Origin of the sequence: Hyphomonas adhaerens MHS-3, assembly GCF_000685235.1 — a bacterium.
In the GTDB taxonomy this organism is placed as follows: domain Bacteria; phylum Pseudomonadota; class Alphaproteobacteria; order Caulobacterales; family Hyphomonadaceae; genus Hyphomonas; species Hyphomonas adhaerens.
Genome location: NZ_ARYH01000003.1, coordinates 213,054 through 239,552 on the forward strand (window position 1 = coordinate 213,054; position 26,499 = coordinate 239,552).

General features: G+C 62.8%; 24 protein-coding genes. 8 read left to right on the forward strand and 16 right to left on the reverse strand.

Features of this window, described 5'->3' with window-relative positions; all coding sequences use genetic code 11:
* The first annotated feature begins 7 nt into the window (after nt 1-7).
* Genes HAD_RS15325 through HAD_RS15340 form a run of 4 tightly spaced genes read left to right on the forward strand, consistent with a single transcriptional unit; the run spans nt 8 to nt 3,721 of the window.
* A complete protein-coding gene (locus tag HAD_RS15325) occupies nt 8-472 on the forward strand; it encodes a hypothetical protein (RefSeq protein ID WP_035573265.1) in 465 nt (154 codons plus the stop codon).
* Nucleotide 473: 1 nt separating this feature from the next.
* Nucleotides 474-2,012: an L-aspartate oxidase gene (locus tag HAD_RS15330; RefSeq protein WP_051596363.1), complete on the forward strand. Its 1,539-nt coding sequence runs from the start codon at nt 474-476 to the stop codon at nt 2,010-2,012.
* Nucleotides 2,012-2,866, forward strand: coding sequence for a carboxylating nicotinate-nucleotide diphosphorylase (gene nadC, locus HAD_RS15335; RefSeq protein ID WP_035573268.1), 855 nt, complete (start codon nt 2,012-2,014; stop codon nt 2,864-2,866). Before HAD_RS15330 ends, nadC begins: the two co-directional genes overlap by 1 nt.
* A gap of 45 nt (nt 2,867-2,911) precedes the next feature.
* Nucleotides 2,912-3,721, forward strand: coding sequence for an SDR family oxidoreductase (locus tag HAD_RS15340; protein WP_035573270.1), 810 nt, complete (start codon nt 2,912-2,914; stop codon nt 3,719-3,721).
* Between the two features lie 84 nt (nt 3,722-3,805).
* Here HAD_RS15340 and HAD_RS18195 read toward each other — a convergent pair whose 3' ends face one another.
* The 11 genes from HAD_RS18195 to HAD_RS15390 all read right to left on the reverse strand — a co-directional run bounded on the left by HAD_RS18195 (nt 3,806) and on the right by HAD_RS15390 (nt 15,970).
* Nucleotides 3,806-4,885, reverse strand: coding sequence for a cell wall hydrolase (locus HAD_RS18195; RefSeq protein WP_241765387.1), 1,080 nt, complete (start codon nt 4,883-4,885; stop codon nt 3,806-3,808).
* Nucleotides 4,886-5,313: 428 nt separating this feature from the next.
* Nucleotides 5,314-8,007 (reverse strand): pyruvate, phosphate dikinase, encoded by a 2,694-nt coding sequence (gene ppdK / locus HAD_RS15350; protein WP_035573722.1) that lies wholly within the window; start codon nt 8,005-8,007, stop codon nt 5,314-5,316.
* Nucleotides 8,008-8,222: 215 nt separating this feature from the next.
* Complete coding sequence (gene glyS, locus HAD_RS15355) at nt 8,223-10,433, reverse strand: glycine--tRNA ligase subunit beta (RefSeq protein ID WP_035573272.1); 2,211 nt, start codon at nt 10,431-10,433, stop codon at nt 8,223-8,225.
* Nucleotides 10,434-10,528: 95 nt separating this feature from the next.
* The gene (locus tag HAD_RS15360) at nt 10,529-12,424 is read right to left on the reverse strand and encodes a caspase family protein (protein ID WP_035573274.1); all 1,896 of its coding nucleotides are present in this window, start codon (nt 12,422-12,424) and stop codon (nt 10,529-10,531) included.
* A gap of 52 nt (nt 12,425-12,476) precedes the next feature.
* Complete coding sequence (locus HAD_RS15365; RefSeq protein ID WP_035573277.1) at nt 12,477-12,719, reverse strand: CDGSH iron-sulfur domain-containing protein; 243 nt, start codon at nt 12,717-12,719, stop codon at nt 12,477-12,479.
* A gap of 33 nt (nt 12,720-12,752) precedes the next feature.
* Entirely contained in the window at nt 12,753-13,238 is a 486-nt protein-coding gene (locus HAD_RS15370; RefSeq protein WP_035573280.1) for a DUF2314 domain-containing protein, read from the reverse strand.
* The gene (locus HAD_RS15375; protein WP_035573282.1) at nt 13,235-14,137 is read right to left on the reverse strand and encodes a glycine--tRNA ligase subunit alpha; all 903 of its coding nucleotides are present in this window, start codon (nt 14,135-14,137) and stop codon (nt 13,235-13,237) included. The genes HAD_RS15370 and HAD_RS15375 overlap by 4 nt, the downstream gene beginning before the upstream one ends.
* A gap of 73 nt (nt 14,138-14,210) precedes the next feature.
* On the reverse strand, nt 14,211-14,348 hold the full coding sequence (locus tag HAD_RS18630) for a hypothetical protein (RefSeq protein WP_156942307.1): 138 nt from the start codon (nt 14,346-14,348) through the stop codon (nt 14,211-14,213).
* Between the two features lie 202 nt (nt 14,349-14,550).
* Nucleotides 14,551-15,273: a tRNA1(Val) (adenine(37)-N6)-methyltransferase gene (locus HAD_RS15380; protein ID WP_035573285.1), complete on the reverse strand. Its 723-nt coding sequence runs from the start codon at nt 15,271-15,273 to the stop codon at nt 14,551-14,553.
* Nucleotides 15,270-15,476: a putative signal transducing protein gene (locus HAD_RS15385; RefSeq protein ID WP_035573287.1), complete on the reverse strand. Its 207-nt coding sequence runs from the start codon at nt 15,474-15,476 to the stop codon at nt 15,270-15,272. Before HAD_RS15385 ends, HAD_RS15380 begins: the two co-directional genes overlap by 4 nt.
* Nucleotides 15,476-15,970, reverse strand: coding sequence for a CC0125/CC1285 family lipoprotein (locus HAD_RS15390; protein ID WP_035573290.1), 495 nt, complete (start codon nt 15,968-15,970; stop codon nt 15,476-15,478). The genes HAD_RS15385 and HAD_RS15390 overlap by 1 nt, the downstream gene beginning before the upstream one ends.
* A 213-nt stretch (nt 15,971-16,183) precedes the next feature.
* On the opposite strand from HAD_RS15390, the gene HAD_RS15395 reads away from it, so the two are divergent.
* Nucleotides 16,184-17,140, forward strand: a complete 957-nt coding sequence (locus HAD_RS15395) for a polyprenyl synthetase family protein (protein WP_199285856.1) — start codon at nt 16,184-16,186, stop codon at nt 17,138-17,140.
* A 57-nt stretch (nt 17,141-17,197) separates the two neighbouring features.
* On the opposite strand, the gene HAD_RS15400 is transcribed toward HAD_RS15395, so the two are convergent.
* A complete protein-coding gene (locus HAD_RS15400) occupies nt 17,198-19,123 on the reverse strand; it encodes a CocE/NonD family hydrolase (protein ID WP_035573292.1) in 1,926 nt (641 codons plus the stop codon).
* 258 nt (nt 19,124-19,381) lie between these two features.
* On the opposite strand from HAD_RS15400, the gene HAD_RS15405 reads away from it, so the two are divergent.
* A complete protein-coding gene (locus HAD_RS15405; RefSeq protein ID WP_035573295.1) occupies nt 19,382-20,062 on the forward strand; it encodes a transglutaminase-like domain-containing protein in 681 nt (226 codons plus the stop codon).
* Between the two features lie 36 nt (nt 20,063-20,098).
* Here HAD_RS15405 and HAD_RS15410 read toward each other — a convergent pair whose 3' ends face one another.
* The gene (locus HAD_RS15410; RefSeq protein WP_035573297.1) at nt 20,099-21,346 is read right to left on the reverse strand and encodes an acyl-CoA dehydrogenase family protein; all 1,248 of its coding nucleotides are present in this window, start codon (nt 21,344-21,346) and stop codon (nt 20,099-20,101) included.
* A gap of 396 nt (nt 21,347-21,742) precedes the next feature.
* On the opposite strand from HAD_RS15410, the gene HAD_RS15415 reads away from it, so the two are divergent.
* Both HAD_RS15415 and HAD_RS18890 read left to right on the forward strand, forming a co-directional pair.
* Nucleotides 21,743-22,486 (forward strand): hypothetical protein, encoded by a 744-nt coding sequence (locus HAD_RS15415; RefSeq protein WP_035573310.1) that lies wholly within the window; start codon nt 21,743-21,745, stop codon nt 22,484-22,486.
* Nucleotides 22,440-22,727 (forward strand): CBU_0592 family membrane protein, encoded by a 288-nt coding sequence (locus HAD_RS18890; protein WP_084332004.1) that lies wholly within the window; start codon nt 22,440-22,442, stop codon nt 22,725-22,727. The genes HAD_RS15415 and HAD_RS18890 overlap by 47 nt, the downstream gene beginning before the upstream one ends.
* Nucleotides 22,728-22,777: 50 nt before the next feature.
* Here the strand turns inward: HAD_RS18890 and HAD_RS15420 are convergent, their stop codons facing one another.
* From HAD_RS15420 to HAD_RS15430, 3 genes are read right to left on the reverse strand one after another with little or no spacing between them, the layout of a single operon-like run.
* Entirely contained in the window at nt 22,778-23,812 is a 1,035-nt protein-coding gene (locus tag HAD_RS15420) for a glycosyltransferase family 4 protein (protein ID WP_035573312.1), read from the reverse strand.
* Entirely contained in the window at nt 23,809-24,702 is an 894-nt protein-coding gene (locus HAD_RS15425; RefSeq protein WP_035573315.1) for a 4-(cytidine 5'-diphospho)-2-C-methyl-D-erythritol kinase, read from the reverse strand. The genes HAD_RS15420 and HAD_RS15425 overlap by 4 nt, the downstream gene beginning before the upstream one ends.
* A gap of 5 nt (nt 24,703-24,707) precedes the next feature.
* Nucleotides 24,708-26,462, reverse strand: coding sequence for a tetratricopeptide repeat protein (locus tag HAD_RS15430; protein WP_035573318.1), 1,755 nt, complete (start codon nt 26,460-26,462; stop codon nt 24,708-24,710).
* Nucleotides 26,463-26,499: the final 37 nt, after the last annotated feature.

A 26,499-nucleotide genomic window follows, 5' to 3' on the forward strand; every position in this document is an offset into this window, starting at 1 on the left:
TGGCAGCATGACCTCCCGCCTGGCACGCATGGCCGCGCTCGCGTTGGCAGGGACCCTGCTGGCAACCACCCCGGTTCATGCCGGAACAGAGGAAGACCCCACAGATGTGCTCGGCACGTGGAGTTTCCGCACCAAGCCCTATCGCGGCGGGGAATGCCTGATGACCGGAACCATGTACCTGACGCCTCACCCGGAAAGCGACCAGTACACCTGCGAGCTGACGGCAGTGGAAGTCTGCACCCTTTGGGGCCGCTCTGTCGTGCGCCAGTCCTGCAAGGCGCGGCGTTTCGGCAATCAGCTTTCCATTCGGTCGGAAATCGAGGAAATGCTGGAATCCAAAGTCGAAGGCCTGATCTACGTCCCCGACAATTTCACCCTCACCATCGAGTCGGCGAACCGCATGTTCGGCGCGCTTGTATCGGCGGTGACCGCTCCGGCGGAATTCCAGCGCGCAACAAACGGTATTTCCTGACTTGGCAGACGGGCAACATGTCCAGACCCTGACGGCAGATCCACACGCCGGCAGCGATGTCCTGATCGTGGGAGCGGGCCTTGCCGGCCTGTTCCTGGCGCTGCAACTGGCGCCGCGCCCCTGTATCGTGATCTCGCCCGCGCCGCTCGGCCAGGCCGCCTCATCGGCCTGGGCACAAGGGGGGCTCGCCGCAGCCCTTCACCCGAATGACAGCCCGGAACAGCACGCCGCCGACACGATCGCAGCCGGCGCGGGCCTGGTGGATCCCATCATCGCCCGCCTCATCGCCGAAGAAGGCCCGGCCCGCGTCCGGGACCTGATCGCCCTCGGCGTACCGTTCGACCGAACACCCGACGGCGCCCTCGCCCTGTCGCTGGAAGCCGCCCACTCCCACCCCCGGGTTGCCCGCGTGGCCGGAGACCTTGCGGGCAAGGCCATCATGGACGCGCTCGTCGCGGCGGTTCATTCCGCCTCTCACATCCGCATCGTGGAAGGCGTCCGTGCCGTCGGCCTGATGCAGGACGACCAGCTGAATGTTGCGGGCGTTATCCTGCGCGATGCGACCGGACGGCTGTCCACCCAGACGGCCCGCGAGACAGTTCTGTGCACCGGCGGGTCCGGCGGCCTGTTCCAGGTGACCACAAACCCGCCTGCCGCAAGAGGGGATGCCATCGCCATGGCCTGGGAGGCCGGCGCCCTGGTCGCTGATCTGGAATTCGTCCAGTTCCACCCCACCGCAATCGACATCGGCCGCGACCCGGCCCCGCTCGCCACGGAAGCCCTACGCGGTGAAGGCGCCACGCTGCGCAATCGTGACGGCACACGTTTCATGGAATCCTACCATGAACTAGCCGAACTGGCGCCGCGAGACGAGGTCGCCCGCGCCGTACATACAGAGCGCTTATCCGGCCGCGGGGCTTTCCTCGATTGCCGCGAAGCGGTCGGAGAGCATTTCCCCGAACACTTCCCGACGGTTTTTGCGGCCTGCAAATCAGCCGGGATCGACCCGCGGGTCGACATGATCCCCATCGCCCCGGCAGCGCATTATCACATGGGCGGCATCGTGCCGGACTTCTGGGGCAGGTCTTCATTGGATGGTCTCTCCGTCTGCGGAGAATGTACATCGACCGGTGTGCACGGCGCGAACCGCCTTGCCTCCAACTCCCTGCTGGAAGCAGTGGTCTTCGCCCACCGTATTGCCGAACGCCTGCGGGATGCAAAGCTGCCCGATATTCGCGCCAGCAAAGGTCATGTCCCGGACGCGCTGCCGCATGAGGCCCTGCAAACACTTCGCCTGGCGATGTCCCGGGATTGCGGCGTTGTGCGCAATGCCACCGGACTTGCCGAAGTCGCTGAACTGATCGACCAGCTGCGCACCCAACATGGCCCGGCCCGGGCCGTGACGTCAGCCGGACTGATCGTGAAAAGCGCGCAGGACCGCCATGAAAGCCGTGGCGGCCATTACAGATCCGATTTTCCCGAAGCCGGCGAGCCTCATCGCCAGTTCCTCCAACGCCCCTTCGAAGAGAGCGTTTCATAATGACTCCCGTTCCTCCGCCCCTTCCCGACATCATCCTGGATCCGATTGTGCGCCTGGCGCTGGCGGAGGACCTCGGCCGCGCCGGTGACCTGACCACAGACGCGACCATTGCACCGGACACCCAGCTGAAAGTCGTCATCGCGGCGCGCCAGACGGGCGTAATCGCCGGGCTCGATGCAGCGGCATATGCGCTCAAGCTGATCGATCCGTCCGTGAAACTGACCGTCGAGAAGCCGGACGGCTCCATTCTGGCGAAAGGCGATGTGGTCGCCCGCCTCGAAGGGTCTGCGCGGTCCATCCTGATCGCGGAACGCACGATGCTGAATTTCCTGGGCCGCCTGTCCGCCGTCGCCACCATGACGCGCACATTCGCCGACAAGATTGCACATACAAACGCCACTATTGTCTGTACCCGGAAGACAACGCCGGGACACCGCGCCCTCGAAAAGCGCGCGGTGCGCTGCGGCGGTGGCACGGCCCACCGTTATGGGCTCGATGACGCCGTTCTCATCAAGGACAACCACATCGCGGCCTGCGGATCAGTCTCGACTGCCCTTGAACGCGCGAAGGCGTATGCCGGACACCTGCGGATGATCGAGGTGGAGGTCGACTCGCTGGATCAGCTGAAAGAGGCGCTGCCACATGGCCCGCACGCAGTCCTGCTGGACAATATGAGCCCTGACACGCTGCGAGAAGCCGTCGCCATTGCCGGTGGCAAGGTCGTGCTGGAAGCTTCAGGTGGTGTGAACCTCGATACTGTGGCCGCGATTGCGGAGACGGGCGTGGATTTCATCTCGGTCGGCGCACTCACCCATTCGGCGCCAAACCTTGACCTCGGAATGGATGTGGTCTGACACTGCGGTCATCGGGCAACTGCCCACGCAGGAGGGACTTCAGACATGGCCAGCGCGAACGGCCGCAAGAGCATTTTCATCACAGGCGCCGCGTCCGGTATCGGCGCAGAGACAGCGCGGTTCTTTTCCGAAAAGGGCTGGTTCTGCGGTCTCTATGACGTGAACACGGCAGGCCTCGCAGACGTGGCCGGCGAACTCGGGGCCGGCAATTCGGTCTACGCAAAACTGGATGTCCGCGACCGCAATGATTGGGCACTGGCCGTAAAGAGCTTCTCGGAAGCGACAGACGGCAAGATGCATGTCCTGTTCAACAATGCCGGAATCGGCCGGCACGGCTGGTTCGAGGAAATCTCCGGCGACGACAATGATCTGGTCGTCGATGTGAACGTCAAAGGCGTTATCAATGGCGTGCAGGCCTGCCTGCCGCTGCTGAAGGACACGGAAGGCGCGCGCATCGTCAACACGGCTTCGACTGCCGGGATGGTCGGCTCCCCCCGTCTTGCCGTTTACTCCGCCACGAAGTTCGCCGTCCGGGGGCTGACGGAAGCGCTCGACGCAGAATTCCGGGATCTCGACATCCGCGTCACCAGCCTGATGCCCTGGTTCATCGATACGCCAATCCTGGACATGGGCACGACCGAAGGTGCCAATGTCAAAATGGCCGACGAGATCCGCGATGCCGGACAGGACGTCTATCCCGTCTCGCTCGCCGCGCAGCGGGCATGGGACGCAGCACATGGCGACGACATCCACTATATGGCCGGCAAGGCCGCGCAGCGGGCGAAATTCATCAGCCGTTGGGCACCGGGCCTGATCCGCAACCAGGTGAAGAAGTCCGTCCCGTCGCGCGACTGAGCCAGCCTCACCCGCGCCCCGCAAAAACAAAAAAAGGCCGCCGGTGGAATGCCGGCGGCTTTTTCATTGTTTCAGAATTTCAGATCAGCGCATTCCGCCGGCTGCGGAGACGGCCTTTGCGGCCTGGGCAGCGGTATAGGAATCGATCGCGTCGTTGGAGGCCACTTCAAAGGAATCGTCCCGGGCCGTTGTCATGCGCGGGGCGCCATTGGTGATCGTGCGGGTGGACGTGGTCACTGTGGCCGGGGCCGCAGTCGCATCGACAGTGCCTGCGACCTTCATTTCGCCCGGCGTCGCTTCACGCAGGACGGACAGAGTCTCTTTATTCAGGTCTTTCGTTTCAGCTGCAGCCACGACCGGGGCCGGAGCGGACCGCGACGCGCTGGCGCGGCGAACCTTTGCCCATTCGGAGCCACGTGGGAAACGGTAGAACACGTGCAGGCCGATCTTGTCGGTCTTGATCAGGCCAGCACTCCAGACCGGATCAACATATGTTGCGTGATAGTGCGTCGCGCCGCCTGTCCGATCCTCGGCCAGGTTCATCAGGACATGCGCCGCAATCTCCTGCGCCTGCTCCCAGGCCGTGCCTTTCGGCTTGCGGCCAAGCGCGCCGTCGCAGGTGAAGGTGAACTGGCAGCCGGTCGTCCGGGTTGCGCCCTGGAAGACCACACCGCAAACGGTATCCGGATAGCGATGATCGCGCATCCGGTTGGAAATCACTTCGGCAACGGCCAGCTGGCCGGCCAGCGGCTCATTCCGGGATTCGTAATAGATGGCCTGCGCCATACAATGCGCTTCGGAGTCGAGCGCTTCCGCGCGCTTCAGGTGCTCCGGCCGGAAAGAGACGAGCGAGGCGATTGCCGCACCATCCCGGTCACGCTTGGCATAGCGGCTCATCGAGGAGGCGGTATCGCGCTCCAGAGTGTATTCGACAGTGCGGATCCACGGCGTGTCCAGCAGTGACGGCGCATGATCGGCCAGACGGACGCTGGCGCCGCCATCTTCGATCTGCGCGAACCGCTGGGCCTGCTCGCTGAAGTCTGCTTGTGCGCGAATATCTGACTGGACCGAGCCGATCACCGGCAGGGTCACAGTTGCCGCCACAGCGCAGACCGCTACGGTCGCGCCGCGAATGACAATATCGCGCTGTTCCTCATTCGTCATGGCCATCCACCAACGCTTGAGCCGCCCTTGGAGCCCACGCATTGACGACAGAGTCGCCGTTCGTGGTTGAAGAACCCTTAACATCACCGCTCTCCTAAGTCCCGTTGGGCGATATCATTCCGCCCTGTTTTGCAGTTTCGGGACTGCTTGGATTTACTGTTTCCGGCAGTATTTTCCGCCGTTTCATGAGCGGAATATGCTGTCGAACAGCTACCTAGCAAGAAGCTGGCCAGAGTCTGGAGTGACAATTCCGTCAGGCTGGAATCGCCTATTAGGCGAGTAAATTCGGTGTAATTTTCGCCCCAGCGTTCAACTTGTTGATTTTTCGTAAAATTTCTACGTTTTTGAACCGGAATATGTTGCGGTGCAAAAAAACGGCTGTGGCAAGATTGCCACAGCCGTCTGTAATCGATTCGAGACCGAAACTGTCAGCTGTCCGATTCCGACAACGCGGCGTGTGCCGCAGCGAGACGCGCGATCGGCACCCGGTAGGGAGAACAGGACACATAATCGAGGCCAGTCCGGTGGCAGAAGGCCACCGAAGCCGGATCTCCGCCATGCTCGCCGCAGATGCCCAGCTTGATGCCCGGACGGGTGTTACGGCCCCGCTCAGCGGCGGTTTTCACCAGTTCGCCGACACCTTCCTGGTCCAATGTGACAAAGGGGTCTTTTTCGTAGATTCCCTTGTCCTCATAGATCTTGAGGAAGCGTCCGGCATCGTCGCGCGAGATGCCCAGCGTGGTTTGCGTCAGGTCATTTGTGCCGAAGGAGAAGAACGCGGCCGACTGCGCGATATCGCCAGCCCGCAGTGCGGCCCGCGGCAGCTCGATCATCGTGCCGACCATATATTCGAGCGTGACGCCGGTTTCGGCGAATACGGCCTTGGCCTGCTCATCGACCACGGCTTTGAGGATCTGCAACTCGCGGTGGGTCGCCACCAGCGGGATCATCACTTCCGGAATGGGCTTGCGGCCGGTTTCGTTGGCGATATTTACCGCCGCCTCGAAGATGGCCCGCGCCTGCATCTCGTAAATCTCGGGGTACGTAATCCCCAGACGGCAACCGCGGTGCCCCAGCATCGGATTGCTCTCATGCAGGTCATCTGCGCGGCGCTTCAGTTCAGCAACGCTGACACCGGACGCCTTGGCAACGTCTTCCATATCCTCATCGGTATGCGGAAGGAATTCGTGCAGCGGCGGATCGAGCAGACGGATCGTCGCCGGACGGTCTTCCAGAATGCGGAAGATCTCCTCGAAATCGCTCCGCTGCATCGGCAGCAGCTTGTCCAGGGAGGCACGGCGCCCCGCCACGTCGTTTGACAGGATCATGGCCCGCACTTCCGGGATACGCTCTTCTTCGAAGAACATGTGTTCAGTGCGGCAAAGGCCAATACCTTCAGCACCGAACTCAACCGCTGTCCGGGTGTCGAGCGGCGTTTCCGCATTGGCGCGTACTTTCAGACGGCGGGCTGCATCGGCCCAGGTCATCAGTGTACCAAAATCGCCGGAAAGGTCCGGCTGGACCATGTCCACGGCCCCAAGCATCACCTGGCCGGTTGCGCCGTCCACGGTGATGATGTCGCCCTTTTTCACTTCACGGCCCATGACGCGGAACACGCCGGCCTTGCTGTCGACCTGCAAGCCGCCGGCACCGCAAACACATGGGCGGCCCATGCCGCGCGCCACAACGGCGGCGTGGCTGGTCATGCCACCGCGAGCCGTCACAATGCCACGGGCGGCGTGCATGCCCTTGATGTCTTCAGGGCTCGTCTCGACACGGACGAGAATGACATCCTCGCCTTTCTCGGCCAACTGGAACGCCTCGTCGGAATCGAACACGGCCTTGCCGACAGCCGCGCCCGGGCTGGCCGGCAGGCCAACCACAAGCACGTCACGCTCGGCGTCTTCGGAAATTGTCGGGTGCAGCAGCTGATCCAGCTGCGATGGCAGCAGGCGCAGAACGGCTTCATTCTCGGTGATCAGGCCTTCGCGGGCCATGTCCACAGCGATCTTGAGCGCGGCGGCGGCGGTGCGTTTCCCGTTGCGGGTCTGCAGCATGTAGAGACTGCCGTCCTCGACCGTGAATTCGAGGTCCTGCATGTCCTTGTAGTGGCGCTCCAGCGTGTTCGCGACATCGCGCAGCTGGGCGTAGACTTCCGGCATGGCCTCTTCCAGCGGGGCATCTTCGGAGCCCAGCGTGTCAGCGCGCTCGCGCGAGATCGGGGCCGGGGTGCGGATGCCCGCAACAACATCCTCGCCCTGCGCATTGATCAGATATTCGCCATAGAAGATCGACTCCCCGTTCGACGGGTCGCGCGTGAAGGCGACGCCCGTCGCGGAGGATTCGCCCAGATTGCCGAACACCATGGATTGCACGGTCACCGCCGTGCCCCATTCGGCCGGGATGTCGTTCAGTTTGCGATAGGTGATCGCGCGATCATTCATCCAGGAACCGAACACGGCGGAGATGGCGCCCCACAGCTGTTCCTTAGGGTCTTCCGGGAAAGGCTTGCCCAGCTCTTTCTGGACCGTTTCCTTGTAAAGCACGATGATCTTCTGCCAGTCATCGGCGCTCATGTCGGTGTCGAGATCAATGCCCTGACGGTCCTTGTACTCGTCGAGAACGTGTTCGAACTCGTCATGGCCCATGCCGAGCACGACATTGGAATACATCTGGATGAAGCGGCGATAGCTGTCATAGGCAAAGCGGTCGCCGGCCTTCTTGGCCAGGCCAACCACAGACGCTTCATTCAGGCCGAGATTCAGCACCGTATCCATCATACCCGGCATCGAGGCGCGCGCGCCTGAGCGCACGGACACGAGCAGCGGGTTTTCCGGATCGCCGAAGCCCTTGCCGGACTTCTTCTCAAGATCGGCCAGCGCCTGGTCCACCTGCGGGGCGAGCGTGGAAGGATATTCCCGCTCAAGCTCGTAATAGGCGGTGCAAACAGCGGTGGAGATCGTAAAGCCCGGCGGCACCGGCAGGCCCAGCTTGGCCATTTCGGCGAGGTTCGCCCCCTTGCCGCCCAGCAAATTCTTCATGGAGGCATCGCCATCGGCGGTGCCCCCGCCGAATGCGTAAACCCAGGTCTCTTCCGCGTGCTTCAGTGCTGCTTCACCCATGGTGTCCTCTTCCGTTGTCTGCGCGCGCCAATGCATGCCCGCTCGCGCGCGAGGGGATTGCAAACCCTATGCTGCATCGCAGCGCCAAATGCCAGCGGTTGAAAGGTCGCTTATGCCCTGACAACGTTGTTTTTCGTCACATAGCTGTATCAAATCCCAACGGTCAGGGTTTGAAGAGGAAAATCTGTTCCGATGCGGGACGGCGGCCCGCCGGTTCAGCCTTCGATCTGGGAGAAATCCGCTACGCGGTGCAGCGTGTCGCGGATATCGGCCAGCAGGGCGAGGCGATTCGCGCGGATGGCGGCATCCTGATCATTGACCATGACATGCTCGAAGAAGGCATCGACCGGCCCGCGCAGCCTGGCGAGTTCGGTCATCACGGCCCCGAAGTCCTCGTTTTTCAGGGGCTCTTCGATGTCGTGGCGTACCTGGCCGAGCGTCTGGTGCAGCGCGATCTCCTGATCCGCCCCGGCATCGATCAACGCGCCATCGACGGTGAGGGTCTCCGGCAGCGCGCCTTTCTTCTCCTCGGCCCGCAGGATGTTCGCCGCGCGCTTGTAGCCCGCCAGCAGGTTCGCCCCGTCTTCGGTGCCGAGGAAGGCGCCGAGCGCTTCGACGCGCTTGGTGATCAACACGAGATCGTCTTCGCCGAGCGCAAACACGGCGTCGATCAGGTCATGCCGCTGGCCCTGATCGCGGAGGTGTTGCTTGAGGCGGTCCGCGAAGAAGGAGAGGAGGTCTTCTGGAGCCTTCATAAGAGTTTCAGGCAGGTGGTGTTCTAAAAGTTCATCCAAGGCTGCCTGATCCACCGAAGACAAGGTCTGCCGATCAGCAATGCCGAGCCGTTCAAGTATCGGAAGGTAACGGGACTTGATTTCTTTCGTGATGCCAGAAAGCAGTTCCATGCCCAAAAGCGACGTCCGCCCAAAGACCACCGCAAAAAGATCCAGCCGGATGTCGTTCTCTAGAATAATCCGCACAACGCCCAGCGCTGCGCGGCGCAGCGCGAACGGGTCTTTCGAGCCGGTCGGTTTCTCGTTGATGGCCCAGAAGCCGACCAGCGTGTCCAGCTTGTCGGCGAGGGCGACGGCGATGCCTACCGGGTCGGTCGGCACATTGTCGCTCGGGCCCTGCGGCTTGTAATGGTCGCGGATCGCGTCGGCCACAGCGGCGGGCTCGCCCGCTTCCAGCGCATAATAGCGGCCCATCACACCCTGCAATTCCGGGAATTCGCCGACCATCTCCGACACGAGGTCTGCCTTGGCAAGCCGCGCGGCGCGTTCGGCGAGGTCCGGATCGGCGCCCACTTTCGGGGCCAGTTCACGGGCCAGCGCCGCCACACGTTCCACCTTCTCACCCAGCGAGCCGAGCTCTGCCTTGAAGGCGATGGTCGACAGCTTCTCCGCCATCTCGTCCAGCGGCTTCGCCTTGTCGAGGTCCCAGAAGAAGCGGGCATCGTCGAGACGGGCTGACAGGACGCGGGAGTTACCCTCGGCCAGCTTCTTGCCGCCATCGGCCGCGTCGATGTTCGCCACCACAATGAAGTGCGGCGCGAGCTTGCCGGTCTTCGCATCGTTCACGGCGAAGTATTTCTGGTGCGTGCGCATGGAGAGCTGGATCACTTCCGGCGGCAGGCTCAGGAAATCCGGGTCCATGTCGCCCAACACGACGACCGGCCATTCCGCGAGGCCGGTGACCTCTTCCAGCAGGCCCAGATCCTCGATCCAGTCGAGCCCGGCCTTGGCGCAGACATCCTGAATGCCCTTGCGGATAACCTCCCGGCGGTCGGCCCGCGTCAGCTTCACATGGCCGGCGCCTTCGAGCTGTTTGGAATAGTCTTCCCAGCCGGTCACGGTGTAAGGCCCGCGGCCATGCACGCGGTGGCCTTCCACCTGATTGCCGCTGGCGATGCCGTCCACGTCGAACGGCACGATCTTGCCATCCAGCACGCAGGTGATCCGCTGCAGCGGACGCACCCAGCGCAGGTCACCCGTGCCCCAGCGCATCGACTTCGGCCAGTGGAAGCCACGGATGATGGCGGGCACCGCCTCTGCGATGATGTCGGTCGCGTCGCGTCCCGGCGTCTCGATCACGGCGACATAGAAATCGCCCTTCTTCGGATCGGAGCGCACTTCTGCCTGGCTGATGTCGCTGAGGCCGGCACCGCGCAGGAAGCCTTCGACGGCCTTGTCCGGCGCACCAACCTTCGGACCTTTGCGCTCTTCCTTCACGTCCGCCGAACGCTCGCTGAGGCCGGTGATCGAGACGGTGAGGCGGCGCGGGCCGGAACAGGCAGCCAGCAGCTTCCATTTGAGGCCAGCCTCTTTCAGGGCCTTCTCCATGGCGTCGCGGAGGTCCGCCTCGGCCTTCGCCTGCATGCGCGCAGGAATTTCCTCGGAAAAGAGTTCTAGAAGCAGCTCAGCCATAATGCCCTGCATTGGTCAGGAAAGATAAAGACCGCCACGGCTTACAGGCGCCCGCACATGGGTCAAGCGCTGATCCTGCAGTTCGGCGGCAGGCCTCAGGGCGACGGCTCGGCGCTTTCCTCCGGCACGAACTCCGTCTCGAAGGTCAGTTTCCATAATTGGAGGTGTGCGCCCTTCATCGCGGCGGCGACCATCTGCCCATCCGGCGAGAACACAGCCCAGTTCGCCCCGAAGGCGCCGAGGTCCTGGATTTTGGCCAGCATCGCGCCGTTCCGGGCGTCCCACAGCCGGGCGGACAGGTCATCCGCGCTGGTGACCACCATTTCGCCATCGGGGCTGAACGCGGCATTCCACAAGGGGCCGTCATGGCCTTCCAGCACAACCGGGTCGCCGGACTCCCGCCAGATACGCGCCATGCCGTCGGCGGAGGCCACCAGCACCCGGTCGGCATTGGCGTCGGACTCAGCATAGGTCGCCGGCACGGGGCCGGACTCGATCGTACGAACCAGCGAGCCATCGCTGGAATTGAACAGCCGCACCGTGCCGTCATTCGACGCGGTCAGCAGCCGGTTCCCCAGCGGGCTGTAGTGAACGGAGCGTACAGCCGCCGAATGCGTGTCGATCCGGAAAGCTTCCTCCCCCGTCGCGACCTCCCACACCCTGACGGTGCCATCATAGGACGCGGTGACCACGCGCGCGCCATCCGGGCTGAAATCGGCAAAGGAGACGTCCCCTGTGTGGCCGCTCAGCACCTGCACCGGGTCTCCGCCCGTCGACCGCCAGATCCGGGCCGTGTCGTCCTGGGACGCCGTCACGACATATTCCTCGTCCGGGCTGAACTGCACGGACAGGACAGGTTCGGTATGGCCCTCCAGCACCGACAGTTCGCCAAACTCCGCCGGGGACATGCCCACCACCCAAATCCGCGCCGTATTGTCCGCTGATGCGCTGGCCAGGAACCGGCCGCTGGGGCCGTAGTCCAGGCCGTAGATTTCGTCGGTGTGGCCCTGAAGGTCGGCATACCAGGACGCAGATTTGAGCTTCAGCCGCTCCAGCGCGCAGGGCGGGTTCGACAGGTAACGCTCGGCAACCGCAGCAAACTTGCCGTCCGGATATTTCTTGAGGTGCTGGCTGTATTTGGAACAGACGTCCATTTGCACGTAACCGGCGCTGGAAATGTAGATCCAGTCCTTCTCTTCCTGATCCAGTTCACCGAACTGGCACTCGCCGGAAAAGCAGAAGCGGGGATCCACATCGGAATAAATCGCCGGCTTCTGCGTGTGCTCCACAGATGCGGCGAGTTCGGACACTTCCTCACTGGCTTCCCCAACGGCGAACGACAGCGGAAAGTTCGGATCCTTCAGTTTCGGCAACAGGCTGCGGGTAAAAACGGAATACGGCACATCATCGTCGGGGCTCAGCCGGTCAAGCGCCATCTGGTTGGCCCCAGCGGCATAAACAACCAGCGTGTCGGAGGTGATGCCGGTGCGCGCCATGCCCTTGGTCATGCTGCGCGTGCCTGTGTCGAACGGATTGTCCCGGCAGGCATCGATGACCGCGAACACCATTTCCGGCTGCTGCGCCCGGATTTCGTCGAGAACTTCATCGCTCAGCGAAATCGTCCGCTTGCGCAGGCCCAGCAGCGAGCTGTGATAAGGGGCGTCCGTCAGGGCGAGATAATTCTTCCCGCCATCCGACCAGCCATGCCCCGAGAAGATGAACGCCACCCGGTCGCCCGGCTCGATCGTCTGCAGGAACGCATCGAACTGTTCCAGGAATGTATCGGTATCCGGGTTGATCAGCCGGGTGACCTCGAAGCCCAGATCATCGGCAAACACGCTGGAATAGCCGTTCGCATCGCCGACCGTTTTCCGTAAATCTGTCAGTTCGGCATAATCGCCGACCCCGACAATCAGGGCGCGATTGGTTTGCGCGGCCGCCATCTGCGCAAGGCAGGCCGAGATCAACAGCAGGCAGACCGTCCGGAACATCTGAATTCCTCCCACGAAAGAGAGGTTACCCCGACGCCCGCTATGGACCAAATCAAAGCTTGTTATGGCTGCCGTCGCACAGAGGGCTCTTGCCGGTCCGCTTGCAGGCGCAGAGGAAGACCTTGCCGGTTTTCGACGCTTCCCAGCCCTGCGGGACGAATTCCGTGCCCTTGTGGCTGCCATCGCAGAAAGGCTGGGTCTTCGATCGCCCACAGGCACACCACCAGTAGATCTTGCCTTCTTCGACTTCGACAGCCACAGGCTCACGCCCGCCGATTTCAGGGTCTCCGGACATGTACAGCCTCCGCCATTGCGATCCTCTCCGGGCCTAAGGCACCGGCGAGTCGTGGAACATGGCCCGGATGTTATCGATTTTGGCGTCGGGCGCCAAATTCATCATGGCGCGGGTCGTGTAGGCCCCGCGGAATTTCCCGTCCTCCCGGAAGCGCCAGTCGGCGATTTGCTCCGGCCGGAAGGCAATCATGTCGCCGGCTTCCAACCCGTCGCGGATCTCATGGTCCTCGGGAACGACGCCCGCATAGTGCGCGTCATTTACCTGACGGATATCGGCCAGCCAGACATGTTCTTCGGTGTAGCGGTCCGAGGAGGTCGTCACGTTCAGCGCGAAATCGGAATAGGCCGGATCGCCGGACTGAAGCGCGTCCCAGAAAACGGGCAGCGTCTGCCGGGCTTCCGCGACGGCCTCTTTCATTGCGTTGTATTTGTAGAGAGGTGGCGGGCCTTCCTCGGCAACACGTTCCCCGCTGCAAGCAGCGATCAGGGCCAGTGCCAGGAAGAGACCCGGCGCCTTCATCCCCCGGCCCGCGCGTCTTCCTGCTCGGCCCATTGTTCGGCGGCGCCGCGGGCGAGGTCACGGACCCGGCCGATATAGGCCTGCCGCTCGGTCGGGCTGATCGCGCCGCGGGCGTCGATCAGGTTGAAAGTATGACTGGCCTTCAGCGCATAGTCATAGGCGGGCAGCGGTTTGCCGGCGGCGCGCAGGGCGTTCGACTGGTTCTCGCAATCGGCAAACCAGCGCTTCAGCATCTCGACATCGGAAAATTCGAAGTTGAAGGCCGACTGCTGCTTCTCGTTTTCGAGGAACACATCACCATAGCTGAGCGGAACCTCAGAGTCCGGATCATTGTACGGCAGGTCATAGACGTTATCGACGCCGAACACATACATGGCGAGGCGTTCGAGGCCGTAAGTCAGCTCACCCGAAACCGGGCGCACATCGAGGCCGCCGACCTGCTGGAAATATGTGTACTGGCTGACTTCCATCCCGTCGCACCAGACTTCCCACCCAAGGCCCCAGGCGCCGACGGTCGGGTTCTCCCAGTCGTCCTCGACAAAGCGGATGTCGTGGACGGTCGGGTCGATGCCGATCTTGTAGAGGCTGGTCAGGTAAAGGTCCTGCAGGTTGTCCGGGTTCGGCTTCAGGATGACCTGGAACTGGTAATAGTGGCCGAGGCGGTTCGGGTTCTCGCCATAGCGCGCGTCTTTCGGACGGCGCGACGGCTGGACGTAAGCCGCCCGCCAGTTCTTCGGGCCCAGCGCGCGCAGCACAGTGGCCGGATGCAGCGTCCCGGCGCCGACTTCCATGTCGTAAGGCTGCAGGACGGCACAGCCCTGCTCTGCCCAGTAATTCTGAAGCGTCAGGATCAGGTCCTGGAAGGATTTCGGCTTGGCTTCTGCCTTGGGTGCGGACATGGCTTGGTTCCGTTGGAAAATTTCCCTGCCGGACTAGCCCCGCTGGCGCAGGGGCGCAAGCGCGGGCGTTTGCTCAGAAACAGCCACGGGAGTCCGGATCGTCCATGGATCCGCCATCGCGGCCGGTGACGAAGCGGTAAAAGCCGGAATGGCCCATCATGGCGACGAAAATGCCGCTGAGAAGAAACAACCAGAACAGGGCTGCAAACAAGGGTCCGTCTCCTCAGTAGCGCCCGTCGCGGTCATCCCGCCGCCGGTACACGCTGGTAAAGCCCAATCCCGCAACGATCAGGCCGATCACCAGGAAACTCCAGAACAAGATGCCGAACACTTCAATGCTCCTCCCTGCCCCCTTTGCCTGCCTCAGGCTTAAGGTGGGACCGGATCACGGTAGCACAAGTCCAGACAAGGCCCTACCAGGCGATTGGTTCACCCCGGCGGACCGCTTCCAGCGCCGGGCTGGGCGACCCATCCGACTGGTGGGTGACCAGCGGCGCCAGCAGGCGCACCGGCCCGCGCTTCAGCCCCTTGCGGCCACGTACCAGCACGCGCCGCGCCTCCTCGCCCGGCTTCGACGCAATCGGCAGCACGGTGATTTCCCCCGTTTGCCGGTCGAATGTGGCGAGGATCCGGGCCAGCTCCGCGGCGCGGTGGATCATCACCAGCGGCGCGCGGGGCTTTGCCGCAAACGCCATGGCCTTGATCCAGCCGGCAAGGTCCAGCGTCTCGATATAGGCGTCCGCTTTTCCCTCGCCCGGCGCGGAGATGCGCCCCGGCTCGAAATAAGGTGGATTGGCGAAGACGAGGTCGAACCGGTTCTCATGGGCGCGGACCCAGCCGGAGGCTTCGCCGGTCTCCACGGTCACCCGGCCGGCAAATCCGTTACGGTCGGCGCCCGTGCGGGCTAAGTCCGCCATGGTCATGTCGAGGTCCAGCCCGGTCAGCCGGACGTCGTCCATACGATAGGCCGCCGGCAGCAGGGCCCCGCCGCAACCGCAGCCGATTTCCAGCACCTCGCCGCCCGGCCGGCAGGCGAGCGCGGCGGCCAGCAGCAGCGAATCGGTGCCCGCCCGGAAGCCCTGCTCCGGCTGAACCAGGTGCACGCGGCCCTGATAGACCGTGTCTTCGGTCGTCATCCCTTATCGACCCCGGCCAGCGCCGCCAGCGCATGCTCCTTCACGGCTTCCTGCACCATGACCCGGCGCGGGAAGGCGCCGATATTGCCCTCCACGGCCGAGATATGCTGGTCGGCCACGAAATAATCGATGCCCGCTTCCTGTAGCAGATGCTCCACATAGCTCAGCTTGATCAGGTCGTTGGTCCTGAAAACCTCTTCCATCAGGAGGTCGCCGAACCCCGGAGGTTTATGTCCACCGACCGGGCGTCATAGACGTTCGGACGGTCTGGCTTTTCGCCCGAGCCGACCTTGATCTCCAGCACTTCGGTCACCTTGCCGCTGCTGCTGGTGCCGCCCAGCGGAAAGCCGATGCCGACGCCCACCCCAACGCTGGAACGGCCATAGGAGCCGGTCGATCCGCCAATGCTGACGGATGTCCGGCTGCCGCTGGCGCGCGCCGATTCGTCGGACGAGTAGGAACTGGTCACTTCGAACCACTCCTTGCCCTGCTCCATCGTCACTTCTGCCGCGCGCAGCAAGGCCCGGTCACGCGCTTTCGCCGCGTCCGTATCGGTGTAGGACACCTGGAACCGGTCGTTCTCAATCTGCAGGGATTCATAGCCCATGGCGCCAGACTTGGCGGCGGGCCCGTAGGTGGACGTGCTGGCGCAGGCTGCCACCAACACGATCGCGGAACACATGAGGAGACGCTTCATGCCTGCAATCTAACCTGCAAGCCCTTTGGTCCGCCAGTCTTTCCATGATCACGCCAATTTGCGCAGATATGCTGCGGCCCGGTGCCACGTCGTTCTTGCCTCTCCGCTCGCTTAAGCCTAATTGCACCTGTCTGCGACAATTCCGGAGTGCTCCGTTTGACCCTGTCCCCCAAACCGAAAGGCAAGTCTGCCTCCGGCTCGGTGGTGGACCGTATGCAGGCCCTGGTGGCCGGCGATCTCGCGGAAGTCGAGAAAATCCTCATCGACCGCGCGGCCAGCCCTGTTGCCGTCATTCCGGATCTCTCGGGTTACATCGTCTCGGCCGGCGGCAAGCGCCTGCGCCCGATGCTGACCCTGATAGCCGCCCATGCGGTCGGCAAACCGAACAACGCCACCCACGTCCTCGCGGCCGCTGTGGAGTTCATCCACACTGCCACCCTGCTGCACGATGATGTCGTCGACGAGAGTGACCTGCGCCGCGGCAAGCCCGCCGCCAAGGCGATCTGGGGCAACAGCGCCTCCATCCTGGTGGGCGATTTCCTGTTCGCCCGCGCCTTCAACCTGCTGGTCGAAACCCGCAGCCTGGACATCCTGGACAAGCTGGCCACGGCCTCCACCACGATTGCCGAAGGCGAAGTGCGCCAGCTGGCCGCGATGAATGCGCGGGACATGCCGACCGAAGAATATCTCGCCATTGTCGAGGCCAAGACCGGCGCCCTGTTCGAGGCGGCCGCCGAATCCGGCGCCATGTCCGCGGGCGGCGACGAATTTGCCCATGCCTTCGCGACCTATGGCAAGAATCTCGGCCTCGCCTTCCAGATCATCGACGATGTGCTGGACTATGGCGGCACCACGTCTGTCATCGGCAAGTCGGTCGGCGACGACTTCCGCGAGTGCAAGATCACCCTCCCGGTAATCATTGCGAAACGCCGCGGCTCTGATGAAGATCGCGCTTTCTGGGACCGTGCGATGAACCCGGATACGCAGGAAGACGCAGACCTTGCCCACGCCGTGCACCTGATCCGCGCCACCGGCGCCGCCGAGGCCACCGTGCAGGAAGCCGAAGCCTATGCCGGCATGGCCAAGGGCGCCCTGCGTCCGCTGCCGGACTCGCCCTACCGCGACGCGCTCATCGACCTCGCCGACTTCTGCGTCAGCCGCGCCTACTAGGCCATAAGGATCAATGACCAGGGGGCGCCCCGGACAGGCCGCCCCCCGGCTTTGCGATTACTCGACGACCGGCAACACCACGGAACTGGCGGATTTGCCGCCATGCCAGATCGATTGCGTGGCCTTCTGATAGTCTTCCGGCTTCGCATACATGATGTTGTCGACGAAGGTCTGCGGATTGCGGTCATAGAGCGGGAACAGGCTCGACTGCACCTGCACCATGATCTTGTGGCCCGGCAGGAAGACGTGATCGACATTGGGAAGCGACCATTTGTAATGCTCGACTTCACCCGGCTTCAGCGCAACGGGTTCTGCCAGGCTGTCGACATAACGACCGCGGAAAATCTCAATGCCGATCGGCAGTTCGAAGCCAGGCATGGGCGGCTTGCTGCCCTGGATTGCCGGCTCAGGCACGTCGTTCGGATAGACGTCGATCAGTTTCACCACCCAGTCGCTGTCCGTCCCGGTTGTCGAGGCGAACAGCTCAACTTCCGGAGCACCCATGATGTGGACGGCCTCCTCGAGCGGTTCCGTCTCCCAGACGGCGACGTCTGGACGATCCGACACAAAACGCTGGTCATGCACCAGCCACGGCTTCCACTGGTCAGCGTCGCTCATGTCGATCGGGCGCGGAATGAAGGGCACCGGATGCGCCGGGTCGCTGACATAGTCGTCATGTCCGGCCTTTGCCGGCTTGTCGAAGCTGGCGGCGCCATCGGCTGAAAGATACAGCGGTTTCGACGAGCCCATCGGCCAGCGCGGGGATTCCTGCCATTCATTGATGCCGGTCGCATAGGTCAGCACCGGCGGCGTGTTCGGTTTCGGCGCGCCCTTCAGCCAGTGATCGAAATAAGGCTTCACATATTTCACACGCCACTCTCTGGCCGTATCTCCCGTGAAGGTCAGATCGCCCAGCTCATAGCCGTAATGGTTGGCACCTGAGTGACGCCATGGGCCGATCACCAGCGAGACCATGTCGTTGTTCTTGTCCTTCGGCTCCAGCGCCCGGTAGACCGCAGGGCCGCCATAGCTGTCTTCCTGGTCCCACTGGCCCAGTTCGATCATGGTCGGCACTTTCAGCGGCCGGGCAGCAAGCCATTTGTCGACGGCCTGCAAGGACCAGAAATCGGTATAGGCAGGATTTTCAAGGAACTTGCGGACACCCGGCACGTGCGTGATGCCGACCGATTTCGCAAAGTCCGCAACGGAGCCAGCCTCAAGATAGCGCGTATACTGGTCGCCCGCCCCAAGGGCGAGGCCGCCCCCGCCTGCGCCCTTGTTGACGGCCATCCAGAGGGCAAATTCGAGCGAACTCACCCGGAAGGCGCCATTATGGAACCAGTCGTCGCCGATCCAGCCATCCACCATGGGGCTCTCCGCGACGGCAGCTTTCAGCGCCGGATGCGGATCGATCGTCGCCATAAGCGCCGTGAACCCGAGGTAGGACGAGCCAATGATTCCGACCTTGCCGTTCGACTCCGGCACATTCTTCGACAGCCAGTCGATCGTGTCATAGGCATCCGTCGCCTCGTCGATCCCCGTATCGTTCAGCGGGCCGGAAAGCGGCCGGTTCAGAACAAACTCGCCCTCGGAACGATGAAGGCCCCGGATATCCTGATAAACGCGGATATAGCCATCTTCGGCGAACTCGATGTCCATCGCCGGCAGGATGTCGACGATCCGCTGGCTGGGAACGCGGTGGACGTCGCCATAGGCATCATAGGGCGTGCGGGACAGGAGAATGGGGCCGTTCTTCGTGCCTTTCTTCATCACGATCACGGTGTAGAGCTTCGTCCCGTCGCGCATCGGCACCATCACTTCCCGGCGGATGAAGTCTGCCGACGGCAGGACCGGGTCGTAGCTTTCAATGACGTCGGGCGTCATCGGCGTGACCGGCGCTGCGTCCTGCGCTGACGCGGTCAGACCTCCAAACAGCAGACCGGCCGCCATGAGCAGAGCCGAGGATGAACGAAGCAATTTCATGAGCGGGAGTCCCTGTTGTGGGCCGGACGGGATGGTCTCACCCGATCGGACCGGCCCAACCTTAAAGTAGAACGCACCAATTGATAAAGTGCGGCGTAAACACTGCAAACCCCCATACGGCGGCACGGGGGTAACGGGCAAGGCAGCGAATAAGCCGGGGTTGCGTCGGCGCAGGTGACGCGACGGCACAATTTACGCGGCGCGTTGCGTTGCTACCATCTGCCTTGAGACCAGCCATGGCGGACCGGAGCGAGCACGATGTCGGAACAGGACGACGCACTTCAGGCGACCTATTTTGTCGATAGCGATGACGCGGCGATCATCGCGAAAGCCCGCACCCTCGCCGATGGGGCCACGGATGATGTGCAAATTGCCGAACGCCTGTTCTACGCCGTCCGAGACGGCTTCCGCTATGACCCCTACAATCTCGCCACGGAGCGCGAGGCGTTCAAGGCGAGCAACATTCTGGGCGAAACCGCCACCTGGTGCGTTCCGAAATCGATTGTCCTGACCGCGATGGCGCGCGCCTCCGGCATTCCGGCGCGCCTCGGCTTTGCCGATGTCCGCAATCACCTGACCAGCGAGAAGCTCACCGAGACGATGGGCACCGACCTTTTCGCCTGGCACGGCTATAGCGAGCTCTGGCTGGATGGCCGCTGGGTGAAACTGTCGACCGCGTTCAACAAGGAGCTCTGCGACCGGTTCGGCGTGAAGGCACTGGAGTTCGACCCCGTCGAGGGCGCGCTGATGCACCCCTTCGACGAGTCCGGCCGGCGACATATGGAATATGTCCGCGAGCGGGGCAGCTATCTCGATCTTCCGCTGGCGGAGATGTTCAGGACCTTCGCCGAAGTCTATCCCGGCTGGGAAATCGGCCCGGACGGCGAAGCCACCCGTGTCGAAGCGGCCCCGGCATCGAAAGACGAGCGGTTCCACTAAGGCCCCGCCCACCTCCGACACCGGAAATCGCAGCGCTTACCAGAGGCCGTGCTTCTGCACTTCGGCGCGGCCCACCACCATGTGGTGCACCTCATCCGGCCCGTCGGCATAGCGCAGGTGGCGCATGTCGGCATACATGCCGGCCAGCGGGAACCATTGCGACATGCCCGCCGCGCCGTGCATCTGCATCGCCTGGTCGATGATCAGGCAGACCTTCTCAGGCACCATCGCCTTCACCGCGCTGACATAGACCCGCGCTTCCTTGTTGCCGAGCACGTCCATGGCCTTGGCCGCCTGCAACACGGCAAGCCGCATGGCGTTGATCTCGATCCGGGCGCGCGAGATCACTTCGAGGTTCTTGCCGAGCTTGGCGATCGGCTTGCCGAAGGCTTCGCGCGTGCCGGCGCGCTTGATCATCAGCTCCAGCGCGATCTCTGCCTTGCCGATGGAGCGCATGCAGTGGTGGATACGGCCCGGCCCAAGCCGCACCTGCGAAATCTCGAAGCCGCGCCCGACGCCCAGCAGCACATTCTCCTTCGGCACACGAACATTATCGAACCGCAGATGCATGTGGCCGCGCGGGGCATGGTCTTCGCCCATCACTTCCATACCGCCCAGGATTTCCACGCCGGGCGTGTCCATCGGCACGAGGATCTGCGATTGCTGTTTCGAGGCTTCCGCGTTCGGGTCCGTCTTGACCATGACGATCATGATCTTGCAGCGCGGATCGCCCGCGCCGGAGATGTAGAATTTCTCACCATTGATGACCCATTCATCCCCGTCCAGCACAGCGGTGGTGGAGATGTTCTTGGCGTCGGATGAGGCGACCCCCGGCTCGGTCATCGCATAGGCGGAGCGGATCTCGCCATTGAGCAGCGGCTCCAGCCACTTCTCCTTCTGTGCCGGTGTGCCGACCCGTTCCAGCACTTCCATATTGCCCGTGTCCGGCGCCGAACAGTTCAGCGTTTCCGAACCTTGCGGATACTTGCCGAGCTCCGCCGCGATATAGGCATAGTCGAGATTGCTCAGCCCCACGCCCGTCTCGGCATCCGGCAGAAAGAAGTTCCACAGCCCCGCTTCGCGCGCCTTGGCCTTGGCCGCTTCCAGCAGCTCCAGCTGGCGCGGATGCCAGGTCCAGCGGTCTTCCTTCTCCTTGTTCAGGGCCGCGAACTCCTCCTGCCAGGGCGCGACATTCTCTTCGAGGTGCTTTTTCACCCGCTCGAAAAGCGGCTTCGCCTTCTCCGACATGGTCAGGTCGAAAAGCTCGGTATTCAGCTCGGTCATGGTCCGTTTCCTCTGTTGCCTCTGATCTCTGAAACCACTCTGCGCGGCTTCCGGACCACAGGCAACGGAGCAGGAAGTCTCACCTTGCGGCAGGTGGGTGGATCTGAACTATTCGAGAGCCTCGAGTCAGCCGCCGCGCGAACTGCAGCGTGGGTTGAGGCGCTGTCGACACCCATCAGAGATACATGTGGTTTGGTAGGCATTGCTTCGCTCAACCCATCCTGCCAGCTCGAGTGAGCCCGGACTTCGAAGATGAATGCCCCACTTGAATTGGCAAAATTCTCGACGAAGAAAACCACGCTCGCCGATCACGAGTAGCGGAGAGGCATTAGTGGTCGACTTGCTGGTCGATGAGCGGTTAAAATGTAACTAGAAGTAGGACGGGGATTGAAATCAATGGAAATCGGGAGCTCCAGCAGCAGCACCAAAACTGGATGGATCAATCAAGTAATACGGCATCCAATCACGATCTCGCTCTACTACGCAGCGGCGATGGTGGTCGCGCTGGTGTACAGCACTGTTCAATCTGATTTCAATTCTCGTATTTTCGTTTGGTCCGCTCTGGGCGTGGCGGTCCTACTTTTTTCATCCATTTTGGTCAGCGCACTCTTCTTTCGGATTGGGCGCAAAGAAGAGTTTGAAGACCGAATTGCCGACATGAAAGAGTTCATCAACGCTCAGCACATGGGATGGATCGTAAATGACAAATACATTCGTGCGCTTGAGGTCGGATCGAGTGAGACTTGGGTATTCACGAGAAAGCTCCACAATGATCTGGATCAGGCTGGCGAAATTTTTCAAGCCGTGCGTTCAAATCTCAATGCTGGTCTGAAATATGTCTACTTCGTTCCGGATGTACCGTCTTCCTATGATGTGATTGACCGCTACCGGAAGCTGCACTCTTTCAAGAGTGGACAGGTCACATTCTACCTGGTTCCGCAGGAGTATTTTGCTTTCTATACAGAAGTTGTTATTTACAATGCCAACAACCCCGAACGCGTTGGCATCGAGTGGCTGCCTCAAAGTCAGCTAAATTACTATATTGCGATGGATGGCGAGCACACTGACGAACTCGTGGGAATTGGCCGGATGTATGCGGCGAAATTTCCTGACTACGGAGAGCGTTTCAGTGCTGCATGACGCTATCGGTATTGTAGGCGTTTCTATCGTCTTGCTCGCTTACTTCTTACTGCAGACTGAAAAAGTTGGCGCACGCAGTGTAATTTACCTTCTCATGAATTTGATTGGATCGCTCGGCGTACTTGTTTCGTTGAGCCGAAACTTCAATTTGGCTTCATTTGCCATCGAGACATCTTGGGTACTAATTAGCGTTTTTGGCCTAACGACGTTGGTTTATAAACGGTGGCGCCGGAGCCGTTGACGAAATGGTTGTTCGGTGGGTCACTTTGTGTTCGCACATACTGTTCGAAACTAAAGCCCCTCCGCCGCCAGCCTCCGGCCGAGCGTGAGGCGCTGGAGGAACCAGAGGGCGCTGCCGAAAACCGTCAGTCCAAAGAACGCAAACATCGCGAGGCCATCCGGCACGTTCATCGCCGCCAGCGCGCAGGTCCAGCTGAAAACCCACCAGAGTACGGCGACGGGAATGTGTTTCCAGCCGCTTCGCAGGAACAGCTGGTAGGCATGGTCGCGGTGGGCCGTCATGACCGACTGGCCGTTCTTCGCGCGCCACAGCACGGTCAGCACCACATCCACCAGGAATGGCAGGAACAGGATCGCGGCGGTCCAGATGGTCGACACGACGCCGACGATGATGCCCGCCCCGCCGAACAAGGCACCAATGCCGAAGGCCCCGGAATCCCCGGCATAGAGCTTGCCCGGCAGGTTCCACGCCAGGAAGCCGAGAATGGCCAGCGATGCGGTTACGCAGAGAAAGGCAAGGTCCGGCGCCGGGCCGGGAAAGGGCTGGGACGGGTCCACCCGCCACAGCACGCCCGCCGCCCCCAGCAGCATGATCGCGGAAGACCCCATGGCGAGGCCGTTGGAGCCGTCCATGAAGTTCACGCCATTCATGGTGACCAGCAGCCAGAAGGCGACCCCCGCCATGACCAGCGGCAGTGGCAGGCTGGCCAGGCGCAGGCCGGGGTCGAGCACGGCGAAACTGATTGCCAGGGTGGCCGTCAGCACGAGTTTCAGCCACGCGCTCATGCCCCATTTGTCGTCCACAAAACCGATGGCCCCCGCCGCCATCGTGATGGCCAGAACGGTCTGTGTGCCATTGTGCAGCCAGTAATCGGACAGCAGCCCGGCCTCGCTCGCCAGCCACGCGGAAACACCCAGCGCGATGAGGATGGCGACGCCGCCGGAACTTGGCACCGGCGTCTTCTGAACCTTGCGCCCGCCATCCGGTGCATCGTCAATCCGTATCAGGAACATCATGCCGCACAGGGCCGCCGATAACAGGACCGGCCCCATCAGGCGAATGAAGGTCATCGCTTCCCAGCTCACGCCGCATCTCCCAGCGAGGTTGCCCTTATCCACCAGTCCGGCCGGTCTGCGCTGAGCTGCGCTTCAGCCCGGCGGGCGGCGTCTTCGGTGTCGAACAGGGCGAAACAGGTCGCGCCCGATCCGCTCATGCGGGCCAGCAGGACATCTGGCAAGGCCTGCAGCGTGTCCAGCACACCGGCGATCTCCGGCACGGCGGCGATCGCCGGGGCCTGAAGGTCGTTGCGCTGGTTGCCCAGCCAGTGGACGAGATCCCAGACGCGCTCGAATGGCGGCACGGCGCCGAACTCGCGGAAGCCGGCGCCGCCGCCTGCTGCGTCATAGGCGCGGAAGACGGGCCCGGTCGGACAGGCAAGTCCCGGATTGACCAGCAGGGCCGGCACGCGCGGCAGGTCCGGCGCCCGGCGGATCCGTTCGCCCTCGCCCTGCATCAACGCGGTGTGGCCTTGCAGCGCGACCGGGACATCGCCGCCAAGCGCCGGAGCGATCTTGTGGGCGGCGGCGGTGTCTGTGCCCCAAAGGTCTGTCAGAAGGCGAAGCGCCGCGGCGGCGTCGGCAGAGCCGCCTCCGATGCCTGCGGCGATGGGGAGGTGCTTCTCGAGGGTGAATGCGGCGCCCTGCGTGGAGCCGGTTTCGGCCTGCAGCGCCCTGGCCGCGCGAAGCACGAGATTGTCATCCACTGGTCCGATATGATCCGGATTGGTCATGCCTGGTCCGGTTAGGGTCATGGACAAGTCATCGCTGATCATGACGGAAAGCCGGTCTGCGGCCGCCTCGCCGGCGAACATGACGAGCGAGTCGAGCGGGTGGCGGCCGTTCGGCTGCACCGGCCCGACATGCAGGAACAGGTTCACCTTGGCTGGGGCCAGCGCGCTGTAGTCGTCTGTTTTCATTTGGTTTAAGGCCGGTTTGGCAGGGGCTGTTCGGACTCTGCCTTGACCACGGCAGGCTCATCCGGCCCCTTCAGCAGCTTCACCTCGATGCGGGCCCGCTCCTTTTCCGCCGGTTCCAGCTTCAGCGACCGCTCCCACTGGAACTTCGCCTCCAGCTTCCGCCCGCTGCGCCAGTAGGCGTCGCCCAGATGGTCGTTCAGGGTTGCGTCTGCGGGCTCCAATTCTACTGCTTTTTCAAGGAAGTAGATCGCGAGCTCGTACCGGCCGAGCCGGTAGTAGGCCCAGCCGAGACTGTCGGTAATGAAGCCGGAATCCGGGTCGTAGGTCAGCGCCGTCCGGATCAGGTTCAGCCCCTCCTCCAGATGAATCCCCTGATCGACATAGGCATAGCCGAGATAGTTCAGCACCAGCGGGCTGTGCGGCTGAAGCTGCAGCGCCCGCTTCAGGTCGGCCTCTGCGCCGTCCCAGTCATCCAGCGCGTGGCGGGTCGCGCCGCGCGAAAACAGGAGGCGCCAATCCTCACGGCCCTTCAGGGCATCGTCCTCGATAATCCCGGTCAGCAGGCGGTTCGCTTCCCGGTACTGCGCCTGCGCCCGGTAGATTTCAGCCAGCTGGACGCGAAGCCCCCGGTCGGGTGCCTGGGCCAATGCCTGGCGGGCGACCTGCACGGCCTCATCTTCCCGGCCAAGCCCGAGGAGCGCCCAGGCGATCTGCCCGCGAGCCGGCGAATAATAGGGGGATGTTTCAGGGATTTGCGCAAGCACAGCGATCGCCTCAATTTCCCGGCCGGCTTTCTCGAGGGACTGCGCCCAAAGGCTCCGTGCCTCGTGCAGATCCGGGTCGAGGGCCAGGGCAAGCACGAAATAGACCGATGCAACATCATCGTCCGTCCGTGTGATCAGGGCAGCTGCCGGAACGTACACAGCCAGGGCGGCCCCTTGCCGGGACGAGAGGCGCGTGACCTGAATCTCCCGGCCCGCCTGGATATCCTTGCGCAGGCTTTCCAGGGCTGAGTTCTCACCGACCTCTTCACGGAAAGTATTCAACAGGGTCAGCGCGCGAGCGCGGTCCCCGTTCGCCGCCAGCAAACGGGCATGCGCATCAAGGCCAACCGCCAGTCGTGCCCCGGAATTCCACAAGGTTTCAAATGTATCCAGCGCGTCTGCATCACTGTGGGCCGACAACTGAATCAGGCCCATCATATAGAGGGTAGCGCTATCGAGACGCGGGTCGCCGGTCAGCGTGTCCCGGAGATAGGTTTCAGCCGCCTCCGGCCCGTCCGCGTCAAGCATCCGCCACGCGGATACGCCGCGTGCCACAGTCCGGTTAAACGGACCGAACCCGTCTTCCGCCAAATAGGCAGCCGACTCGGCATCCTTGCCTTCGGACATGGCCTCGATGCCGAGCGTCAGCCTGACCAGCGTGCCGAAATTCCCGACGCCATGCGCCTTGTTTGCAAGCTGCACCGCCTGAGGGTAGTCGCCTGACACAAGGGCCGAATAAACGGCGCGCTCCGCGATGCCAGTGGATTCCGGTGCGGTATCAATCGACGCGGCGTACCGGCGGGCAGCCTCCCGCGGGTCATTGGTCATCGCGGCGTAGCGGGCAACCAGGAAATCCCCCAGCGCCGCCGCGTCAGCAGGCGGCGCATGAGCAGAGTCGACGGAAAAGCCGTAGGCGCCGAACCCTGGATAGGAGGCACATGCCGCGCAGCTCAGCGACAGCAGGAATGCGGAAACGGCCCCGGTTCGTCTCATCATGAAAGTGTCTCAGTTCGTTTCCGGCCCGGCAAGCGAA